This is a genomic window from Pedobacter rhodius (assembly GCF_027213645.1).
GTDB lineage: Bacteria > Bacteroidota > Bacteroidia > Sphingobacteriales > Sphingobacteriaceae > Pedobacter > Pedobacter rhodius.
On the sequence record NZ_JAPWGL010000002.1, the window covers coordinates 563,125 to 583,042 of the forward strand.

The 19,918-nt window shown below is 37.3% G+C and carries 19 protein-coding genes; 9 read left to right on the top strand and 10 right to left on the bottom strand.

What is annotated here, in order from left to right; all coding sequences use genetic code 11:
- Positions 1–15: 15 nt before the first annotated feature.
- On the bottom strand, positions 16–2,607 hold the full coding sequence (locus O0931_RS07845; protein WP_269415013.1) for an FtsK/SpoIIIE family DNA translocase: 2,592 nt from the start codon (positions 2,605–2,607) through the stop codon (positions 16–18).
- 468 nt (positions 2,608–3,075) lie between these two features.
- Here O0931_RS07845 and O0931_RS07850 point away from each other — a divergent pair, with 468 nt between their 5' ends.
- Positions 3,076–3,732, top strand: a complete 657-nt coding sequence (locus O0931_RS07850) for an ankyrin repeat domain-containing protein (protein ID WP_269415014.1) — start codon at positions 3,076–3,078, stop codon at positions 3,730–3,732.
- A gap of 62 nt (positions 3,733–3,794) precedes the next feature.
- Here the strand turns inward: O0931_RS07850 and O0931_RS07855 are convergent, their stop codons facing one another.
- The 6 genes from O0931_RS07855 to pyrF all read right to left on the bottom strand — a co-directional run bounded on the left by O0931_RS07855 (position 3,795) and on the right by pyrF (position 8,297).
- The gene (locus O0931_RS07855; protein WP_010601800.1) at positions 3,795–4,013 is read right to left on the bottom strand and encodes a PspC domain-containing protein; all 219 of its coding nucleotides are present in this window, start codon (positions 4,011–4,013) and stop codon (positions 3,795–3,797) included.
- A gap of 107 nt (positions 4,014–4,120) precedes the next feature.
- The gene (locus O0931_RS07860; protein ID WP_269415015.1) at positions 4,121–4,336 is read right to left on the bottom strand and encodes a hypothetical protein; all 216 of its coding nucleotides are present in this window, start codon (positions 4,334–4,336) and stop codon (positions 4,121–4,123) included.
- A 48-nt stretch (positions 4,337–4,384) separates the two neighbouring features.
- A complete protein-coding gene (locus tag O0931_RS07865) occupies positions 4,385–5,668 on the bottom strand; it encodes a DUF2851 family protein (protein WP_269415016.1) in 1,284 nt (427 codons plus the stop codon).
- Between the two features lie 343 nt (positions 5,669–6,011).
- Positions 6,012–6,215, bottom strand: coding sequence for a hypothetical protein (locus tag O0931_RS07870; RefSeq protein WP_269415017.1), 204 nt, complete (start codon positions 6,213–6,215; stop codon positions 6,012–6,014).
- Positions 6,216–6,297: 82 nt separating this feature from the next.
- Positions 6,298–7,206 carry a DMT family transporter gene (locus O0931_RS07875; RefSeq protein WP_269415018.1) on the bottom strand — a complete coding sequence of 303 codons (909 nt, stop codon included), beginning with the start codon at positions 7,204–7,206 and terminating at the stop codon, positions 6,298–6,300.
- A 260-nt stretch (positions 7,207–7,466) separates the two neighbouring features.
- Complete coding sequence (gene pyrF, locus O0931_RS07880) at positions 7,467–8,297, bottom strand: orotidine-5'-phosphate decarboxylase (protein ID WP_269415019.1); 831 nt, start codon at positions 8,295–8,297, stop codon at positions 7,467–7,469.
- Positions 8,298–8,717: 420 nt separating this feature from the next.
- Between pyrF and rho the strand changes: the two genes are divergently transcribed.
- Together rho and pssA are read left to right on the top strand one after the other, a co-directional pair.
- On the top strand, positions 8,718–10,430 hold the full coding sequence (gene rho, locus O0931_RS07885) for a transcription termination factor Rho (RefSeq protein ID WP_269415020.1): 1,713 nt from the start codon (positions 8,718–8,720) through the stop codon (positions 10,428–10,430).
- A gap of 74 nt (positions 10,431–10,504) precedes the next feature.
- Positions 10,505–11,194, top strand: coding sequence for a CDP-diacylglycerol--serine O-phosphatidyltransferase (gene pssA, locus O0931_RS07890; protein WP_269415021.1), 690 nt, complete (start codon positions 10,505–10,507; stop codon positions 11,192–11,194).
- On the opposite strand, the gene O0931_RS07895 is transcribed toward pssA, so the two are convergent.
- Entirely contained in the window at positions 11,191–11,580 is a 390-nt protein-coding gene (locus tag O0931_RS07895; protein ID WP_269415022.1) for an Hpt domain-containing protein, read from the bottom strand. The genes pssA and O0931_RS07895 overlap by 4 nt on opposite strands.
- A 15-nt stretch (positions 11,581–11,595) precedes the next feature.
- Entirely contained in the window at positions 11,596–12,090 is a 495-nt protein-coding gene (folK, locus tag O0931_RS07900) for a 2-amino-4-hydroxy-6-hydroxymethyldihydropteridine diphosphokinase (RefSeq protein WP_269415023.1), read from the bottom strand.
- 52 nt (positions 12,091–12,142) lie between these two features.
- On the opposite strand from folK, the gene sppA reads away from it, so the two are divergent.
- On the top strand, positions 12,143–13,909 hold the full coding sequence (gene sppA, locus O0931_RS07905; protein WP_269415024.1) for a signal peptide peptidase SppA: 1,767 nt from the start codon (positions 12,143–12,145) through the stop codon (positions 13,907–13,909).
- Positions 13,910–13,975: 66 nt separating this feature from the next.
- Here sppA and O0931_RS07910 read toward each other — a convergent pair whose 3' ends face one another.
- A complete protein-coding gene (locus O0931_RS07910; protein ID WP_269415025.1) occupies positions 13,976–14,593 on the bottom strand; it encodes a hypothetical protein in 618 nt (205 codons plus the stop codon).
- Between the two features lie 95 nt (positions 14,594–14,688).
- On the opposite strand from O0931_RS07910, the gene O0931_RS07915 reads away from it, so the two are divergent.
- The 5 genes from O0931_RS07915 to O0931_RS07935 all read left to right on the top strand — a co-directional run bounded on the left by O0931_RS07915 (position 14,689) and on the right by O0931_RS07935 (position 19,868).
- A complete protein-coding gene (locus tag O0931_RS07915; RefSeq protein WP_269415026.1) occupies positions 14,689–16,380 on the top strand; it encodes a DNA polymerase/3'-5' exonuclease PolX in 1,692 nt (563 codons plus the stop codon).
- Between the two features lie 323 nt (positions 16,381–16,703).
- On the top strand, positions 16,704–17,306 hold the full coding sequence (locus tag O0931_RS07920) for a DUF4254 domain-containing protein (RefSeq protein ID WP_269415027.1): 603 nt from the start codon (positions 16,704–16,706) through the stop codon (positions 17,304–17,306).
- Between the two features lie 77 nt (positions 17,307–17,383).
- Complete coding sequence (locus O0931_RS07925; RefSeq protein ID WP_269415028.1) at positions 17,384–18,415, top strand: glycosyltransferase family 9 protein; 1,032 nt, start codon at positions 17,384–17,386, stop codon at positions 18,413–18,415.
- A complete protein-coding gene (locus O0931_RS07930) occupies positions 18,408–18,905 on the top strand; it encodes a SixA phosphatase family protein (protein WP_269415029.1) in 498 nt (165 codons plus the stop codon). Before O0931_RS07925 ends, O0931_RS07930 begins: the two co-directional genes overlap by 8 nt.
- Before the next feature lie 282 nt (positions 18,906–19,187).
- On the top strand, positions 19,188–19,868 hold the full coding sequence (locus O0931_RS07935) for a DUF4290 domain-containing protein (protein WP_269415030.1): 681 nt from the start codon (positions 19,188–19,190) through the stop codon (positions 19,866–19,868).
- Positions 19,869–19,918 lie beyond the last annotated feature (50 nt).

The following is a 19,918-nucleotide window of genomic DNA, read 5'->3' on the forward strand; positions in this document are numbered from 1 at the left end:
AAACATTGGTTTAATCTAACTCTTATCGTCCATGCTATTCAAGAATTGTTCCAAAGAATATTCGTCGGGATATAAAACTTCCCGGGCTTTACTGCCCTCAAACGGACCAACGATACCTGCAGCTTCCAATTGATCGATAATTCTACCTGCGCGGTTATAACCCAACTTCAATTTACGCTGAATAAGTGAGGTAGAGCCCTGTTGGTGCAAGACAATCAGCCTTGCAGCATCTTCAAAAAACTTATCACGCTCATTAGGATCGAAATCTGCTTTGCTACCCTCTCCTGCTTCATCAATATATTCAGGCAGCTGATATGCGTCTGCGTAACCACGTTGGTTACCGATAAATTCAGAAATCCTATCCACCTCCGGTGTATCAACGAAAGCACACTGTAGCCTGATTAAGTCGCTCCCCGTAGATAAAAGCATGTCTCCGCGCCCAATCAACTGATCGGCACCCCCGCTATCCAAAATGGTACGTGAATCGATTTTTGACAATACCCGAAACGCCAGTCTGGCCGGGAAATTGGCTTTAATGGTACCTGTAATAATATTTACTGAAGGCCGCTGTGTGGCCAGAACCAAATGGATTCCAATGGCGCGGGCCAGCTGTGCTAAACGGGCAATCGGCGCTTCTACTTCTTTACCTGCTGTCATCATTAAATCAGCAAACTCATCTACAACCAGCACAATGAAAGGTAAAAACCGATGTCCGTTATTTGGATTAAGCTTACGCTTAATGAATTTATCGTTATACTCCTTTAAATTTCTAACCTGGGCATCTTTCAATAAATCGTAACGCTGGTCCATTTCAATACATAAAGAATTCAGCGTATTTACAACCTTCTTGGTATCCGTAATAATTGCATCGGCCTCTCCGGGAAGCTTTGCCAGAAAATGACGCTCAATTCTATTAAATAAAGTCAATTCTACCTTTTTCGGATCAACCAGTACAAATTTCAATTGAGCCGGATGTTTTTTAAACAACAAGGAAACAAGAATAGAATTAATACCAACCGATTTACCCTGACCCGTTGCACCGGCAACCAACAAGTGGGGCATTTTAGCTAAATCGGCAATAAAAACCTCGTTGCTGATGGTTTTACCTAAGGCGATCGGTAAATCCATGGTATTGGATGTCCATTTTTCGGTATTTAAAATACTGCGCATGGGCACCATTTCCGGGTGTTGATTTGGAACCTCGATACCAATTGTACCTTTTCCGGGCATAGGCGCAATAATACGAATACCTAAAGCGGCCAGTGAAAGGGCAATATCATCTTCCAGGTTTTTGATTTTAGAAATCCTTACGCCCGGTGCAGGAATAATCTCGTATAGCGTTACCGTTGGACCAATCGTAGCCTTAATTTTATCAATTTCTATATTATAATGATTAAGCGTTTCTACAATTTTGTTTTTGTTCGCTTCTAATTCTTCTGCATTAACAGAAATTTTATTAGTGCCGTAATTCTCTAATAAATCAACTGTTGGATATTTGTAGCCCGATAAATCCAGCTTCTCATCATAATTGCCGAATTGCTCAACCAAATCGTCCGATTTTTTATCTTCTTCGGTTTTCTCGATGGTAAAAACCGGCTCTTTTTCTTCTTCAACGGTCGACTCAACTGTTAAAGGCATTGCTGCTGCAGTAGTTAATGGTAAATTCGTAGCCAACGGTGATAAAACCACCGGCGCTATCACCTCTTCTTCTGCTTCTTTTCCTTCATAACGACTTGGCTGTATAACAACATTTTGTGGTCGGCGGTCGTTATTCAACGGTGGCTTTTCACGTATAGGAAATTCAATCGGCTCAGATGGTTCTTCAGCTGCACTGTTTTGAGCAAATTTCTCGCGTACCTCGTTTACATAATCAGGTGTTTCGTTGTCCAGATAAACTTCTTTCTTTTTACGTTCCGGAAGTTTGAAATCGATATTATAAGCGATAATTAAAATTGTTAATCCGGCGAAAGCGATTAATCCTGCAACACCGGCAGCACCAATTTGCGCAGCGAGTAATTTATTACTCCAATAACCAAATTCTCCTTCAACATAATGCGGCGCCTCCGACCAAAAACTATGCGCAAAACCTAATGTCAACGATATAAACAGTAAAAAGAAAAAGCTATAACCTAATGTTTTAGAAATAGATAGGATTTTAACTTTAAATAACAACCTGTATCCAATAATAAAGAAAGCTAAAACGAATAAAAATGACGCAATACCAAACCACTCGTAAATAAATTGATGCGACAATAAGGCGCCGAATTTACCTAACCAGTTTTGTACCACAGGAATAACTACGCCCGAATCTTTAAGTTCTTCGGCCGTTTTAAATAAATTACTCCAGCCGCCGTTAGCATCAATTACATAACTCTGGTCATCCTGCCAGGTAAATAAATACGATGTAAACGCGATTAAAAAATAAAGTGAAAGTATAACAAAAAACAAACCTGCAATTTTTACAGCACGCCCATCCTGCAAGTCGAAACTCGGCAGATATTCTCTCTTTTCTTTAGGCTGGCGACTTGAAGACGCTCTGCCCGGCGCATTTTCAGCACCTTTATCTCTGAATGTGTTGGTTTTAAACTGGTTTCCCCTGACCGCCATTTTCTATCGTAATGTTTTAATATTGAACAAACTTAGATAAAACTGCGCAGCATTCATGAAAGCCTTATGAAAAAAAAATAATCTATTCACGATTGCTGCTATAGCAAACAATTTTATCATTCCCTCCTCTACCTGAAAAAATATATAAGGTAGCGGAAATTAAAATATTTAATTGTTTCTGCTGTGTTTTAAATCAGCCTTAAATTAAATAAAATTATTAAGCGTAATTAAACCTCAAGCAAAAAATTTAGTCTATTATTTCAACAATGCACATTTGTTACGTTTTCGAATGAAGCGGATTTTGTTTTAGGTTTATCCCGTTTTGCCTGGAGAGGTAAAACGGGATTTTTTTATAAACTTTATATTTTTTGAAAACCGGAAGGTATGTATATATATTTTAGCAAAAATTTCTGCACTTTATTAATTTTTTGTTAATTTAAATCGGTTATTTGAAACAAAATTCATTATATGAACATAGCGCAGCTCGAAGAACAAATAGAAGCAGGGAATTTACAGGCCGTAAAAGAAATTTTAATACAAAATCCCAAATTAGCAAATATTGATACCTCACATCATATCTCACCTTTATTATTAGCTTGCTATTACAAAAAGCAGGAAATTGCCGATTTAATTGCTGAGTTTACGGATAACCTGACTTTGTTTGAAGCCTGTGCTGTTGGCAAATTTGATGCTGCAACTTTACTCATTTTTCAAAATCCGGATAGCGTTAACGAGTTTTCTGAAGATGGTTTTACACCATTGGGCCTAGCGTGTTATTTTGGTCATGAAGATTTAGCCAGATTTTTGGTGTTAAAAGGCGCTGACGTAAATTTGGCATCAAAAAACGGATTTAATGTTTTCCCGATACATTCCGCTGTTGCAGCCAATAACATTAACATTACCAAAATGCTGCTGGATGCCGGTGCATACCCAAATGTTTGCCAAAAAGCCGGTTTAGCGCCTTTACATACCGCAGCACAATTAGGAAATATTGAGTTAATTATTTTACTTTTAGAACACGGCGCAGAAGTCAGTTTGCGCATGGAAGGCGGAAAACTTCCGGCCGATTTAGCAGCGGAGAAAGGTTACCATGAGATTGCAGAGATTTTGAGGGATGATGACTAATCAGTTTTCAATATTAAGTTTTCAGTTTAAAAAACGGTAAAAACAGCTAACTGGCAACTCAATTATTCCCAAATCCTTAACCGCATTTTTTTCATATAGGTTCTGATATCGAGCACAACGGCGGCCAGAAAATAAAATAATATGGGAAAACCTACAGCCAGAAACGAAGAGTAAATAAAAAACAAACGAACTTTAGCCGTGCTCATATTAAGCTTGTTCGCCAAGTAGGTAGAAACCCCGAAACTCTGCTGTTCAAAATATGTTATAATTCTTTGGAACATTTTAAGTTATTTAATTATTTGAATCTTAATAAATTAAAGAAAGATAATTAGTCGTTTCCAAAACTAATTTAACAATAATATTTGATTAAAAACCGATAAAAAACAGATTACCCTAAAATCAACTTCTCAAAATCTTGTTTATTTTCATGTTTAATAAACAAAATCTGCTGTTCTTCTAAACCGGAATACTTTTTCTTAAGTTCATTTTTGAACTTTTCTATATCAACACCTGCGTTCAAAATTACAGTCAAAGCATCAGCATTGCCTCTTACTTCTATAATTTTATCGGGATAAATTTCTTTGAGCTCTTGCGGGAATTTCATAATGAATAAACGGATTTAAAGGTAGAAAGTTTCATTAAATTAAAGGATTCAGGCTTGCTTTAAAATTTTAATCCCAATACCGCAAGAAAGGCATTTTTTCTGATCGCAATATTGTTTTTTTAATTGTAAAATACCTTGTGATGCAAAAGCGTTATCTATTTTCACATTTGCTGAATCAAATCTTTCAATAATTGCATTTTCCTCTGCAGGCAAGCTTTCCAATAATTTTATCGCCCTGCTGATGTAAAATTGTGTTCCGGTATGTTTACCGTAAGCGAATAAAAATAAAGCAACTGTATTTAATAAAATATTATCGACAGATGTTTTACCAATTTGGGTGCTTACACTTACTGCTTCGCTTTTGAAATGATAATGTGTTTTCCAGTAATCGTTTACGGGCAGGTCGTCAAATAACCGGCGCAATCCGGCAACTTCCCGTACCTCCATTACCTTTGAGAATAAATGATTTGATTTCACAATCAACGCTGCAAACTGTGCCAAACGCAAAGTCGGGAAATTCTGTGGCCGCATCCGCATAAATTTCCAGATGGACACTTCAATGGGTTTGATGTTGTATTTTTTCTGTAAAAACCGGAATTCCTGTTGAAGCTTTATCGGATATTCTCCATCAAATTTGTTGTTTAAAAAACCTGCTGAACCAAAAACCAATGCCTCAATTTGCAGCTGATTATTTTTGTGCTTACTATAAATTTGTTGGGGAAGGGCTTTGGCAAAAAGCTCGAATGGCAATGCGTTAACTTTAAAACCAAAATTACGGGCTATGAAACGGTAAAAAGTTTCATCCCAGTTTCCATTTAACTCATTTAACGTTTCCATCACAGCCTGGGTTTTTTGCTCAAACCGTTCAACCAATGTGCGGGATAAAAATGAATCGACTATTAATTTATCGACATGCCGAATTTGGGCAATGCACGGAAAGTCTGTAAGGGTCAGAAACAGGTTTTCATATTTCTCAATTAACGCATCAGCAATACGGTTTTTTAGTTCCAGAACAGGCAAAACAGAACCATCAATTCTTTTAATCTCAACATCATTTTCATAAACCACATGGAGAATTACGTTTTCATAACTCGCGTTACTTTGGTGATTATGCTTTAACCAATCAGAAGATTTAATGTGGATTTCTATATTCCCCGCCCAAACTGTTTCGCCTAACTGCACCTTCGCATTATTAAAATCAGGACCGGCATTTTTATTGAGAAAACCCTGATGCAGGATTTTCAGGTTTTCTCCATCAGCAGTTGTCAGGTCATTATTATCGAACGACCTGAATTGCCAAACATAATGTAGAAAATCTTCCGGAAAATTCATTATTAAAGATAATGAAATATTCTTAAAAGTTTTAGAATAAATTTTCAGCTTCTTTGGTATAATTATTAAAAACCTAAGTGATAAGATAGCGATTATCAAACTTTTCAAAAACAAAATACCATGTAGTTCTTTGATTTATATTAAAACTTGCAAAGTAATCACCGAATAATGAAATTGATGGGAGTTTTCTGATGTATCTTTTTATGAATTTGATTTTCTGCCAGTGAAATTAATTTAGCTACGTATTCTATAGCGCTTTCTATCTACAAAAAATAACTATAATAGAATAGTTTATCAATTAATTCATTAAAATATTTTAAAACCGAGGGATGGAAATTTACGACTACTTCCAAGGTAAACTATCAAGGTGTTGAATGGCAGTATTTTTGAATTGCGCTGAAGTTAAACTTTTATTCCACTTCTTTTCAAATTCTTTGTTTTTTGTTGAGGCTTGCGAACATACTGAAACCTCTTCGTTTACAGTTGGCAATTGATTTTCAAGTAAAGCTGCCAAAAGTTTATCTTTTTCAAATTCTGATAGTTGCATTACATAAGCAACAATTGACTCGAAATCTATATTGAAAATTGGTTATTCATAAACAAATTTTAATTGAATAAACATAATCATTTTAAACCACTTTCACTTCAGTTTTCTTTTTGTAATTCGTTATAAAAACGCCTGCAATTATCAAAATCGTTGCAACGATTAAATCCAGGTCGACATGTTCGTTAAGGATTAACCAACCCAAGAATATTGCAATAACTGTATTAAAATAGGTAAGGATAGAAACTTCTGATGCAGAAACTTTCTTCAGTGCATAATGGTAGCAGAAATAACCTAAAACTGAGCCAAATATTGCCAGGTAAACTGCCGCAAAAATACTTCCGGTTTTCCATGAACCGACATCAGCCTTGCCCGAAAAAATTAAGGCTAAGCCAAATTGAACAATTGCGGAGAATATAAATTGATAGAAAAGATTTAAGAATATATACTGTGGTTTTCCGCTGTGTTTTTTGGAATAAATCGTTCCGATTGTCCAGCCGGAAACGGCAATTACTAATGATAGTATCCCATTTCGGTAACCTGGTTCTAATAAATCACTAATGCCGTCTCTGAAAATAAAAACAATTCCCAGGAAGCCTATAAATACGCCAATGAAGCCTTTTAAACTTGGTTTTTGAATACCCAGAAACACACAACCTAAAAAAACCAGTAATGGCGAGGTTGCATTTATCAGGGAGGTTAAACCACTCGGTATAGTTTTTTCGGCAACGGTTGTCATACCATTTGCAATAACCACCATCAACATAGAAAGCAAGATTTGTCTTTTGAAACCCGACCAGCCAATCCATTTCAATTCTTTTTGTTTTATCAGAATGATAAGAATAATTAGCGAGGCAATCGTTTGACGAATAGCCGTTACGTACCAGGCCGGAATGCTTTCGACTGCAACCCTGATGCCCAGGTAAGTTGTACCCCAAATCAAGGCAACGCCTGTTAAAGCAAGTATAAGTTTTAAATCTATTTTAGTTTTCATAACCGGGCAATTAACCACAAAGAAAAGAAGATTAACCACAAAGACCCAAAGGCAAAAAATTATTTCTTTGTTCCTTGTGGTAAAATAAAATCATCGCCGGATTTAATTAACACAAAAACTAAAAGTCACAAAAATTATTTCTTTATGTACCTGGCGCCTTTGTGGTAAAATAAAATTATCGCCGGATTTAATTAACACAAAAACTAAAAATCACAAAAATTATTTCTTTGTGTTCTTGGTGCCTTTGTGGTAAAATAAAATCATAACAGTTTAGCATTAACCAGAATCTGCTCCATCTCTTTTTGCAATTTCAAGGCCTCTTCCCTGGCCTTTTCAGCGAAATCTTCGCCACTACCCGCATAAATAATTCCGCGTGATGAATTGATTAATAATCCGCATTGCGAATTTAAACCGTATTTACAAACCTCCTGTAAATCGCCGCCTTGTGCACCAACTCCAGGCACTAAAAGAAAATGATTCGGAACCAATTTACGCACATCGGCAAATGCAGCGCCACGAGTTGCACCAACAACGTACATCATTTGCTCATCGGTTGCCCATTGCTGCGAGGTTTTTAATACTTTTTCGAAAAGTTTATCGCCGCCAATTTCCTGCAACTGAAAATCAGCATGACCAGAATTTGATGTTAGAGCCAATAGTATAACCCATTTATCTTTAAAATTAAGAAAAGGCGTAACTGAATCGCTACCCATATAAGGCGCAACCGTAACCGAATCAAAACTCATTTCAGAAGATTTTTCATTAAAGAAAGTTTCTGCATACATGGCAGAAGTATTTCCAATGTCGCCCCGTTTTGCATCGGCGATTGAAAAAATATCCTGAGGGATGTATTTCCAGGTTTCGGTTAAGGTTTCCCATCCTTTTTTACCGTAACACTCATAAAAAGCAGTATTTGGTTTGTAGGCTACACATAAATCTTTTGTGGCATCAATCAACTGTTTATTAAATTCCAGAATCGGATTTTCGTATTTTAGCAGATGCTTAGGGATTTTATCTAAAGAAGAATCCAATCCAACACATAAAAATGAGCGTTTTTTCTGTATCTGCCCGAAAAGTTGTTGCTTAGTCATATTGTGGCTTATTTGCTGCAAATATGAGGTTTTTTAAGTTTTTTGAGTGATAAAAATATCTTCACATTAATTATTTTTATAAACATTTTAAACTTTTTCTTGCGGATTACGTTTCAAATACATACAATTGCAACATAATTCTCAACCGTTTATCTGAATATCCCAGAAAAAATTTATCAAGACTTGTTTTTTGTTACCATTTTTTGAAAGCGATTTATCGTTTTTATTCAGCTTGTAAACAATTATGAAACATTTTGAGTACATCCAATAATCAGCTCATTTAGTTTTATAGCCTTAAGAATTTATACACAATAAAAACCGCAGGGCTTGCGCAAATAGATATTTAAGCCCGTGCAGATTTATAGCAGGAAACATCTGTTATAAATAAATGAAAAATTTCTTGAAACATATATATTTAGAATGTTTAGCAAAACAGAATTAAATGATAAGCTTACACCAGAATTACGTGAGCTGGCAAAATCTTATGGCATTGAAGGTGCCGAATCCCTTAGAAAAATTGACCTTGTTGAAGTGCTTTTACACCAACAGGAAATTATAAATGCCGCTAAAGCGGGTGCAGACCCATATAGCGAAAGCGAGCAAATTGCAGTTGCATCAGCTCCAAAAACAAAAGCAGTTAAAGCTGAGAAAGCGCCGAAAGTTGCGGCTTCGGCGGCGGCTACTTCGACAGCAGAAAAACCAGCAAAAAAAAGAGCAAGATTAAGTAAAGATGAACCTGCAGCTCCAATCGAAAGAAGAAGAGATTCGGTTACTTTATTTGATGAACCACAACATCAACAGCAACCTGAAAGGCAGCCGGATAGAATTTCTGAACAAGAAGAGATTGGCAGTAAACCAATTTCTGCTTTAATTGAAGAAAGTGCTGAGGTTATTCCTGCAACTCAAAAGCAAAGGCCTGAACAAAAAGACAAGGCGCAGCGCGACGATAACCGTCAGCAGAAACAACCTGGTGGTGGCAATCACCATAAAAACGAAAATAGTTATTCGAATTTAGATTTCGATAACGTTATTACAAACGAGGGTGTTTTAGAAATTATGCCCGATGGTTATGGTTTCCTGCGTTCCGCAGATTATAACTACTTAACTTCGCCTGATGATATCTATGTGTCTCAGTCTCAGATTAAACTTTTTGGCCTAAAAACCGGTGATACTGTAAAAGGTAGCATCCGCCCGCCGAAAGAGGGTGAAAAATATTTCCCATTGGTTCGCGTAGAAACTATCAATGGCAGAATTCCTGCCGAAGTGCGCGACCGTGTTCCATTTGATTATTTAACACCGCTTTTCCCGACAGAAAGGTTAAATCTTTTTACGGATACGAATAATTATTCTACCCGTATTATGGATTTATTCACACCAATTGGTAAAGGACAACGTGGTTTAATCGTTGCACAGCCAAAAACAGGTAAAACCAATTTGCTGAAAGAAGTGGCCAATGCAATTGCTAAAAATCATCCTGAAGTTTATTTGATTATTCTTTTAATTGATGAGCGCCCTGAAGAGGTAACTGATATGGCTCGAAGTGTACGAGCAGAGGTTATTGCCTCTACTTTTGATGAGCCGGCTGAACGCCATGTAAAAATTGCCAATATCGTTCTGGAAAAATCCAAGCGTTTGGTAGAAAGCGGGCACGATGTGGTTATCCTTTTAGATTCAATCACCCGTTTAGCAAGGGCTTATAATACAACTGCTCCGGCATCCGGTAAAATTTTATCTGGTGGTGTTGATGCAAATGCCCTGCACAAACCAAAACGCTTCTTTGGTGCAGCCCGTAACATTGAAAATGGTGGATCATTAACGATTTTGGCAACTGCATTAACGGATACAGGTTCTAAAATGGATGAGGTTATTTTCGAAGAGTTTAAAGGTACCGGTAACATGGAGTTACAGTTAGATCGTAAATTATCGAATAAACGTATCTTCCCGGCTATTGACATTACGGCATCCAGTACTCGCCGCGATGATTTATTGCACGACAGAGATACCCTGCAACGTGTTTGGATTTTACGCAATCACCTGGCAGACATGAACAGCCAGGAAGCAATGGAATTTGTACAAGCTCAGATAAAAGGTACAAAAAGCAACGAGGAATTCTTAATTTCAATGAACAGCTAGTAATAGGTAAAATGGGAGATGGTAAATGGTTAAGGTATCCCTTCCATCTCCATCTTCCATCTTCCATTAATTATATGAAAAGGCATCTCCCCAATGCAATTACCTGTGCAAACCTGTTTTCCGGTTGTATTGGAATTGTTTTTGCATTCAAAGGCGATTTAGAAACCGCAGCCTATTTTGTAATTCTTTCCGGTATTTTTGATTTTTTCGACGGAATGGTTGCCCGTTTGTTAAATGTAAAATCGGCTATCGGAAAAGATCTCGATTCGCTGGCCGATATGGTAAGTTTTGGTTTTTTACCAGGAGTTATTATGTTCCAGTTGCTGAAAGTAAGCGATTATTCTTCAGAATACATGCCTTACCTGGGTTTTTTCATTACCATTTTCTCTGCTTTACGCTTAGCTAAATTTAATAATGATGAAAGGCAAACCAACGACTTTATTGGTTTAAACACACCCATGAATACGCTTTTTATCTGCTCATTACCTTATATCGCAAAAGATTATCCCCAGGTTATCGGTTCTTCTATCCTGCTGATTGCGATAACCGCAATTACCAGTTTTCTACTGGTTAGCGAACTAAAAATTTTCTCATTAAAATTCAACGATTTAAGCTGGGCGAAAAATAAAATCAAATTTTTATTCCTGATCATATCAGCTGTTTTAATTGCATTTCTTCAGTTTGCTGCGATACCTTTTGTTTTGGTGCTTTATATTGCCATGTCGATATTACATTTCAGATTGGCAAATGTAACATTGAATTAATTAAGTTGAATATTATACTTTATTTTAACTTCTGCAATTGCCCCCTGAATCTGAATATAAACAACATCTAAAACCAACCGAAGCTTTTCAACTTGTTCAAAAGTTGAATTTAAATCTGCTGCTTTCTTCACATTACCTTCAATAGACTGGATGAAATCTTTAACATCAGAACGCCCTATATAAGTTAAAGTTGGTTTTATCCTGTGGGCATAATCTGTTACCCGCCTCCAGTCTTTGTTTGATAAAGCATTTTCAAGTTCTGCCATATAAATCGGCGTTTCTTCTAAGAAGGTTTCGAAAACTTCAATCATGGTTTCGGGGTCGTGGCCAACCATTTCGATAAGATAGGAAAAATCTAAGGGTTTATGCGTTTTGTTATCGTCCATATCCAGTCAAAAGGCTTACAACTTTTTAACATCCAAATCATCTGCAATATTTTCTGCAAGCTCTGACATAGATTTTCCGAAAACAGGATGTTTAACATGTGCAGCAATTTCTGCCATGGGCTGCATTACAAATTTCCTGTTTTGCATGTGCGGATGAGGAACCTGAAGTTTTCCTTCAATATGTATTACGTCTTCGCCGTATAGAATTAAATCAATATCGATCAATCTTTCACCCCACTTTTCTTTTCTTATCCTGCCTAATTTTTGTTCAATTTCCAAAGCCTTATCCAATAGCTGCATGGCATTTAAATCCGTCGTTAATGCAATGGCTTGATTCAAGAAATCGGGCTGGTCTTTTTTTCCCCACGCAGCGGTTTCATAAACAGATGAAACTGAAACAACAGTACCCGCTTCTTCATTTAAAAGCTGAATCGCAAGTTCCAGGTTTTTCTCCCGGTCTCCTAAGTTTCCACCGAGTAACAAATAAGCAATTGTGTGCTCTAATGCCATATTAAGCGCTTGTATTTTTTATATATTTACCTCACAAAATTAAAACATTTAAATGAGAGAATTTTTTAAGTATTTATTTGCATCAATGTTGGGCTTTTTCCTTTCAATTGTAATCCTGTTTTTTATCTGCTTCATCATTATTGCCGCAGCCATTTCTTCGGTAGATGATGATAAAACTGTTAGCGTAGACACCAATTCAGTTCTCTATCTAAACCTGGATCAGGCAATTACAGAACGTACGCCTAAAAATCCATTCGGTAACCTGCCGATTGTCGGTGGTGAAGAAAAAGATGGAATTGGTTTGAACGACCTTTTAAAATCTATTCAGCGGGCAAAAAATGACGACAATGTAAAATGCATCTATCTTAATGTTAGCAGTCCTAATGCTGGTTTTGCAACCATGCGCGAGGTTAGAAACGCATTAATCGACTTCAAAAAATCTCATAAAAAAATACTGGCCTATAGTGAAGTTTACACGCAGGGCGCTTATTACATTGCGTCAGCAGCAGATAAGGTTTATTTAAATCCGGAAGGCGCATTAGAATTTAAAGGTTTCAGTTCTGAACTGACCTTTTTCAAAGGCACACTCGAAAAAGTTGGTGTGGAAATGCAGGTTATCCGTGTAGGTAATTACAAAAGTGCTGTTGAGCCTTTTATTTTAGATAAGATGAGCGATTATAACCGCAAACAGGTTACAGCTTATGTTGGCGGTCTGTACAATACTTTCTTAACCGATATTTCGCAAACGAGAGACATTCAAAAAGACAGCCTTTACAGCATTGCAGATAATTATAAAATCAGGGCGCCGAAAGATGCGCTTGGTTTTAAAATGATTGACGGCTTGAAATATAAGGATGAAATCCTGGAAGAATTGAAAGCTTTATCTGGAAAAACCAAAAAACAAGCCATCAGTTCAGTTTCTATAAATGATTACGCAAAAAATAACAGTTCAACAGGTTCGGGAAAAGATAAAGTTGCTGTCATTTATGCCAATGGAGAAATTACAGGTGGCGAAGGTTCTGATAATCAAATTGGCTCAGAACGTATTTCAAGAGCCATTCGTAAAGCCCGTTTAGATGATGACATTAAAGCAATTGTTTTGCGTGTTAATTCGCCGGGCGGAAGTGCTTTAGCATCTGATGTGATTTGGAGAGAAATTGTATTGGCTAAAAAAGAAAAACCGGTTATCGCTTCATTTGGTGATGTAGCCGCTTCCGGCGGATATTATATTGGTTGTGCGGCAGATAGTATATTCGTTCAACCCAATACCATTACAGGTTCCATTGGCGTATTTGGCATTATACCAAATTTCCAAAACCTGATGACCAATAAACTGGGCATTACATTCGATGGTGTAAAAACCGGTAAGTATGCAGATATAATGGCAACCAACCGTCCGATGACAGCGGGTGAACGGTTTATAATTCAAAATGAATTAAACAGAATTTACAGTGGTTTTGTGAGTCGGGTGGCTGATGGAAGAAAGAAGAGCAAGGCATACATCGATAGTATTGGTGGCGGCCACGTTTGGATAGGAACAGATGCCGTTCAGATTGGTTTAGCCGATAGAATCGGAAGTTTTAACGACGCAATTAAAGCAGCAGCCAAAAAAGCCAAGATCAAAGAATATAGAGTTGTAGAATATCCTGATGTAATTGATCCGTTAAAATCCTTACTGGAAGAAAGTACTGATAAAATTAAAACCTATTATACCAAACAGGAATTAGGCGATAATTACATCCTGTATCAGCAAATGAAAAAAGTAATGGCCAGTTCAGGGATTCAGGCAAGAATGCCATTTGAAGCGATTATAAAATAAGGGTCGACGGAAGAGGTAAGATGGAATAGAGCGTCAAACCATTATCCATCTTACATTTTCCATCTTTTATTCAATTGGTTTCCATTCCGGATGCAAGGTTAAATAAGTTTCATTAACCAGTCGATTCGCAGGATGTACCGTTAAAGCAATGCTTTTCCCTTTTAAAAATTCAAACCCAATCCCATCTTTTTTGGCGTCATAAACTGTTACGGTATCTTTTTGAGCATTTAGGTAGGCAGAAATCCGTACCATTAATGGGAATATTAATTTTGCTTCTGATTCAGAACGGCCCGTCGTAAATCCATCCTGCGTTTTAAATTCAGAAGAGGTAATCCGAATTTGTTTTACATCTTTCACCTGCATAGACGTATCCCGATAAGATGAATAAATTGCAAGCTCATTTCCAGACCTGACGGTAGAGTCATTGCTATACCAAATACCCCAGGCTTTACCCATGGCGGCATCTCCAGCATCCGGCCGACCTAATTTTACGCTAACTGCTGCCATATCCATCCCTAAAGAAATTTCACCGACCGAACGACCCGGGACAATTAAAAACCTGGGATCTACAATTTTATCTGCTCTTGATTGTACACTTACAATCGAATCCGTTTTCTGTTCTGAATTTTCGGGAGACTGACAAGCTGCAAAGCTAATGCATAAACTTAAGCCAATGATTTTCATAGATTTCATACCTGTACAACAACGCATCAATAAATTCTGTTTCAAAAACAGTGCGCGACGAAGTTTTAACGCTTTATTTTTTAATTTTACAGCTTATGGAAAATAAAACCATCGCCCGCACTTTACGTCTTTTATCGCAGTTAATGGAATTGCATGAAGAGAATCCTTTCAAAATCAAATCAATAGCGAATGCCTATTTCAAGGTTGATAAACTGCCTTTTGCTTTAAAGGATAAACCGGTTGATGAAATCGATAAAATTGAGGGCATTGGCAAAAGTCTGGCCGCTAAAATTATCGAGTTGCTGCAAACGGGCGAACTTAAGGAGCTGAATGCCATTATACAGCAAACACCAGAGGGTGTGGTTGAAATGCTTGGTATAAAAGGAATCGGTCCGAAGAAGATATTGATAATCTGGAGAACACTTGGGATAGAAAGTATTGGCGAACTTTATTATGCGTGTAACGAAAACCGCTTAATTGAAGCAAAAGGTTTTGGTTTAAAAACGCAGGAAGAAATCAAAAATGCCATTGAGTTTAAACTGGCGGCAAACGGCCGATTTTTGTACGCTCAAGTAGAAGGTTTCGCAAATACCTTATATGCGCAAATTTCTGAATGGTTAATAAAAGTTGACAATGATTCATTACTAGGTTTTGCCGGACAATACCGTCGAGCCTGCGAAATTATTGATGAACTGGAGTTTGTTATTGGTGCCGACCAGGTGGAAAAAGTTAAAATAAACTTAAATTCATTTGAACCACTTTCACTTATTGCCGGCGAGCATGCCTTTATTACTACAACCGAAGCAGGTTTAAGAGTTAAAATTTTTATAGTCAGTAAAGCTGATTTTTTCCTGGAATGGTTTAAACTGACCGGTACTACTGAACACGTTGAAAAAGTTCTTAAAATGGCTGGTGATGGTCCTTTTGCCAGCGAAAACGAAATTTATAACACAGCCGGATTAGCTTTTATCGAACCAGAACTTCGTGAAGATTTTAATGAAATTGAACTGGCTGCAGCAAATAAACTTCCCACGCTGATAACTTACGGTAATTTAAAAGGAAGTTTACACAACCACTCTACCTGGAGCGATGGCGTGCATACGCTTGAACAAATGGCAGTTTATTGCAAAGACTCTTTAAACCTGCAGTACTTAGGCATTTGCGACCATTCCAAAACCGCTGTATATGCCAAGGGATTAAATGAGCAACGTGTTTTTGGACAACATCAGGAAATTGATGAATTGAATAAAAAATTGGCGCCGTTTAAAATTTTCAAAGGAATTGAAAGTGATATTCTAAGTGATGGCGCTTTGGATTATGCTGATGATGTGCTTAAAACTTTCGATTTTGTAGTGGCTTCTGTTCATAGCAATCTTCGCATGGATGAAGCTAAAGCCACTACCCGTTTACTAAAAGCAATCGAAAATCCGTATACGACAATTTTAGGTCATCCAACCGGGCGCTTGTTGTTAAGCAGGGCGGGCTATCCGATTGATTATAAAAAAATTATTGATGCCTGTGCTGCGAATAATGTGGTTATTGAAATCAATGCAAATCCGCTCCGTTTAGATTTGGATTGGCGCTGGCATCGTTATGCCCTGGAAAAAGGAGTTTTACTTTCGATTAATCCTGATGCACACAGAACAGAGGGTTTCCATGATATGCGATATGGCATTTTGGTTGCCAGAAAAGGCGGTTTGAGTGCCGATAAATGTTTAAATGCATTTTCTTTAGAAGAGATAAAGGACTATTTTGATAGGAAGAAAGGTTTAGCGTTTAGCGTTTAGCGTTTAGCGTTTAGCGTTTAGCGTTTAGGAAAAACAAATTCTCAACAAAAAGTTTTAATCTTTATCAGGAATCTGCGCAATCTTAAAATCTGCGCAATCATCCCGAAGGAACAAAAATCTGTGTAATCTTAAAATCCGTGTAATCAACCCAAAGGAAAAATCAATATATCCGCAAACCTGTACAATCATCCCGAAGGAAAAAAAATCTGTGTAATCTTAAAATCCGTGTAATCAACCCGAAGGAAAAATCAATATAATCCGCAAACCTGTACAATCATCCCGAAGGAACAAAAATCTGTGTAATCTTTTAATATCTTTGTCCCATGATAAGTGAAATTGCCAACCGCATATTTGATCAGGTAATTGCAGACTACCACAAGTTTGATAATATCGATCATCCGGTTGAAAACCCATACGATGCTGAAAGTTTGGAGCATCTTTTGTACATCAAAAACTGGATTGATACGGCTCAATGGCACATGGAAGATGTGGTTCGTAATCCACAAATCGATCCCGTTGAAGGTTTAAGCTGGAAAAGGCGCATTGATGCCCAAAACCAGGTTCGTACCGATATGGTTGAGTTTATTGATGGTTATTTTTTAAATCTTTATCAGGGTATTTCGGCTTTACCCGACGCAAAAATTAATACTGAAAGTCCGGCATGGGCAATAGACAGGCTTTCTATTTTAGCTTTAAAAATCTACCACATGCGGGAAGAGGCAGCGCGCGAAAGTGCATCAGCTGAACACCGTGAACAATGCCAAACTAAACTCAACGTATTGTTATCCCAACGCGAAGATTTATCCACCAGTATTAATGAATTACTGGCCGATATCGAGGCTGGTAAAAAATACATGAAAGTATATAAACAAATGAAAATGTATAACGACCCGAGTTTAAACCCGGTGTTGTATAATAAGGTGTAGAAATAATTAACCACAAAGACATGAAGAATACAAAGAAAAATCTTGGTGCCTTAGTGTCTTAGTGGTAAAACAAAAGCATGTCATCAACAGAAAAGATTATCGTTTTACGTTTTTCGGCTATGGGCGATGTGGCGATGGTGGCAACTGTTTTAAAAGAATTTTCCGCACAAAATCCATCGGTAGAAATCATAATGGTAAGTCGTAGTGCTTTTAAACCATTTTTCGATGGGATTAAAAACCTGACTTTTCATGCCATTCAGCCCAAAACCATTCATAAAGGAATTGATGGCTTATACAAGCTTTATCAGGAACTCCGCAAATACAAACCGACTGCAATAGCCGATTTACATGATAATTTGAGGAGCAGAGCCATTTCAACTTTCTTTCGGCTAACCGGAATCGAAATCAGGCGTATCGATAAAGGCAGGGCGGAAAAAAAAGCACTGACACGTTCTGTAAATAAAATATTTAAACCTTTACGCCAAACTGTAGAACGTTATGCCGATGTTTTCAGCGCATTGGGTTTTGATGTTAAGTTAAGTCATCAACTAAACAGGTCTCCTCAGCGTATCCCCGCAAAAGCCGAGGTGCTATTTCAAAATAAAGCGACTAAAAAGATTGGCATCTCCCCTTTTGCACAACATATTTATAAAATTTATCCTTTAGAAAAAATGGAGGAAGTGATTTCTTCATTAAGCCGGTTAGACTGTGAACTCTTTATTTTTGGTGGCGGAAAAACCGAACAGGTAACTGCTGAAAAATGGGCGAAAACCTATCCAAAAACGCATAATTTAATCGGAAATTTTGATTTGAACGAAGAGCTTGCTATTATTTCCAATCTCGACTTCATGTTAAGTATGGATTCATCAGGCATGCATATGGCTTCTTTGGCTGGCATCCCTGTAGTTTCAATTTGGGGGCCGACACACCCTTATGCAGGTTTCTTAGGTTATGGGCAGGCTGAAAGTGATTGTATTCAAATCGACCATCCTGCCCGTCCAAATTCTATTTATGGAAACAAACCCTGCTTGTGTGGTGTTGAAAGCTGTATGGATTTAATTCATCCTGAAACGATTGTAAATAAAATTAAAGAAAAACTAAATGGCTAAACAATTACTATTGGTTCGTCACGGAAAATCGGACTGGGGAAATGTGGATTTGAAGGATTTCGACCGGCCGCTGAATAAACGTGGCAAAGAGAATGCGCCGGAAATGGCAGAACGTTTGGTAAACAGGGGTTTCAAATTTGATTTAATGGTGAGCAGCCCCGCAAAGCGGGCAAAATCTACAGCGAAGTTTTTCGCTGAGGCTTATCAGGTTGATACCATTCAATACGAGGAATCTATTTACGAGGCGGGTACCAATACGCTTTTGAAAGTTGTAAACGGATTAGATGATGCAGCAAATACCGTAATTATGTTTGGGCATAATCCTGGTTTTACAGATTTAGCCAACGAATTAAGCGATGCAGAGATTTATAATATTCCAACTGCCGGAATGGTTTTAATGTCATTTCCTTTTGATTCCTGGAAAATGGTTAGCAGAGGTACAGGAGAACTGGTGTTTTTCGATTATCCGAAAAATAGCGATGAACTGTAGGTTTTTTGTCGCGGAAAAATCGGTTTTAAAGTTACTAACCTGATAAGCAAACGCACATCAGGGTTAGTAACTTTAGCAGGACTGAGAATCAAAAGAACCACTTAATCCTCATTTCAAAAAAACATATATTATAAAAAAACAACCTATATAGTATTTTGTTATCTTTGAACTATAAATAACGAAAGTCCGGCAATAGACATTTCGGTGAATTCATAACCTCATCTCCTCTGGTTATTTCATAATTCGTATCGCCGGAAGATTTATCCATTAAATTATCTATACATGAATTTTGATTATAATACGACGCGCAGCCATTTAATTTTGTCAGAATATGGCCGCAACGTTCAGAATATGGTGAAGTACATCTGCGAATTACCAACCATTGAAGAGCGTAATAAATATGCCCAGGCGGTTATCGACCTGATGGGATTTTTACAACCACACTTACGTGATGTTGCTGATTTCAAACATAAACTCTGGGATCATTTGCACATTATTTCCGGCTACCAGATTGATGTGGAAAGTCCGTATCCGAAACCGCTACCGGAGAATGCTTTTAAAAAACCGGAACCACTTCCCTATCCTCAGCAAAGAATTACCTATAAACATTATGGTAAAACAGTTGAGAATTTGATTGAAAAAGCAATGCGTGAAGAAGATCCGGAACATAAAAAAGCAATGGTTCAGGGTATTGCGAATTTTATGAAAATGGCTTATGTTACCTGGAATAAGGATAATGTAAGTGATGATACCATTATCAAAGATTTAAAATACCTTTCTGGTGGTTTATTATCGCTCGATGAAGGTGTAAACCTGGCGAAAGTAGAGTTTAGGGCGCAAAATCCGCGTCAAAACAACAACAATCGCGGGCGCAATAACAACAATAACAACAACGGCAAAAACCGTCAGAATAATAACAACAATAACCGCGGACGCAACAACAATAATAAACCTAAATATTAAGGTAAAGGGGGAAAAGGCGGAAGGTTAAAATACCGCCCAATCTGATGGTT

Excerpts from the sequence above, each read along its gene's own strand:
- O0931_RS07930 (WP_269415029.1), top strand. The coding sequence starts at position 18,408 with ATGGCTAAACAATTACTATTGGTTCGTCACGGAAAATCGGACTGGGGA.
- O0931_RS07910 (WP_269415025.1), bottom strand. The coding sequence starts at position 14,593 with ATGAAAATCATTGGCTTAAGTTTATGCATTAGCTTTGCAGCTTGTCAG.
- O0931_RS07915 (WP_269415026.1), top strand. The coding sequence starts at position 14,689 with ATGGAAAATAAAACCATCGCCCGCACTTTACGTCTTTTATCGCAGTTA.
- pyrF (WP_269415019.1), bottom strand. The coding sequence starts at position 8,297 with ATGACTAAGCAACAACTTTTCGGGCAGATACAGAAAAAACGCTCATTT.
- O0931_RS07935 (WP_269415030.1), top strand. The coding sequence starts at position 19,188 with ATGAATTTTGATTATAATACGACGCGCAGCCATTTAATTTTGTCAGAA.
- O0931_RS07865 (WP_269415016.1), bottom strand. The coding sequence starts at position 5,668 with ATGAATTTTCCGGAAGATTTTCTACATTATGTTTGGCAATTCAGGTCG.
- O0931_RS07875 (WP_269415018.1), bottom strand. The coding sequence starts at position 7,206 with ATGAAAACTAAAATAGATTTAAAACTTATACTTGCTTTAACAGGCGTT.
- O0931_RS07895 (WP_269415022.1), bottom strand. The coding sequence starts at position 11,580 with ATGGACGATAACAAAACGCATAAACCCTTAGATTTTTCCTATCTTATC.
- O0931_RS07855 (WP_010601800.1), bottom strand. The coding sequence starts at position 4,013 with ATGTTCCAAAGAATTATAACATATTTTGAACAGCAGAGTTTCGGGGTT.
- O0931_RS07850 (WP_269415014.1), top strand. The coding sequence starts at position 3,076 with ATGAACATAGCGCAGCTCGAAGAACAAATAGAAGCAGGGAATTTACAG.
- O0931_RS07925 (WP_269415028.1), top strand. The coding sequence starts at position 17,384 with ATGTCATCAACAGAAAAGATTATCGTTTTACGTTTTTCGGCTATGGGC.
- folK (WP_269415023.1), bottom strand. The coding sequence starts at position 12,090 with ATGGCATTAGAGCACACAATTGCTTATTTGTTACTCGGTGGAAACTTA.
- sppA (WP_269415024.1), top strand. The coding sequence starts at position 12,143 with ATGAGAGAATTTTTTAAGTATTTATTTGCATCAATGTTGGGCTTTTTC.
- O0931_RS07920 (WP_269415027.1), top strand. The coding sequence starts at position 16,704 with ATGATAAGTGAAATTGCCAACCGCATATTTGATCAGGTAATTGCAGAC.
- pssA (WP_269415021.1), top strand. The coding sequence starts at position 10,505 with ATGAAAAGGCATCTCCCCAATGCAATTACCTGTGCAAACCTGTTTTCC.
- O0931_RS07845 (WP_269415013.1), bottom strand. The coding sequence starts at position 2,607 with ATGGCGGTCAGGGGAAACCAGTTTAAAACCAACACATTCAGAGATAAA.
- O0931_RS07860 (WP_269415015.1), bottom strand. The coding sequence starts at position 4,336 with ATGAAATTCCCGCAAGAGCTCAAAGAAATTTATCCCGATAAAATTATA.
- O0931_RS07870 (WP_269415017.1), bottom strand. The coding sequence starts at position 6,215 with ATGCAACTATCAGAATTTGAAAAAGATAAACTTTTGGCAGCTTTACTT.
- rho (WP_269415020.1), top strand. The coding sequence starts at position 8,718 with ATGTTTAGCAAAACAGAATTAAATGATAAGCTTACACCAGAATTACGT.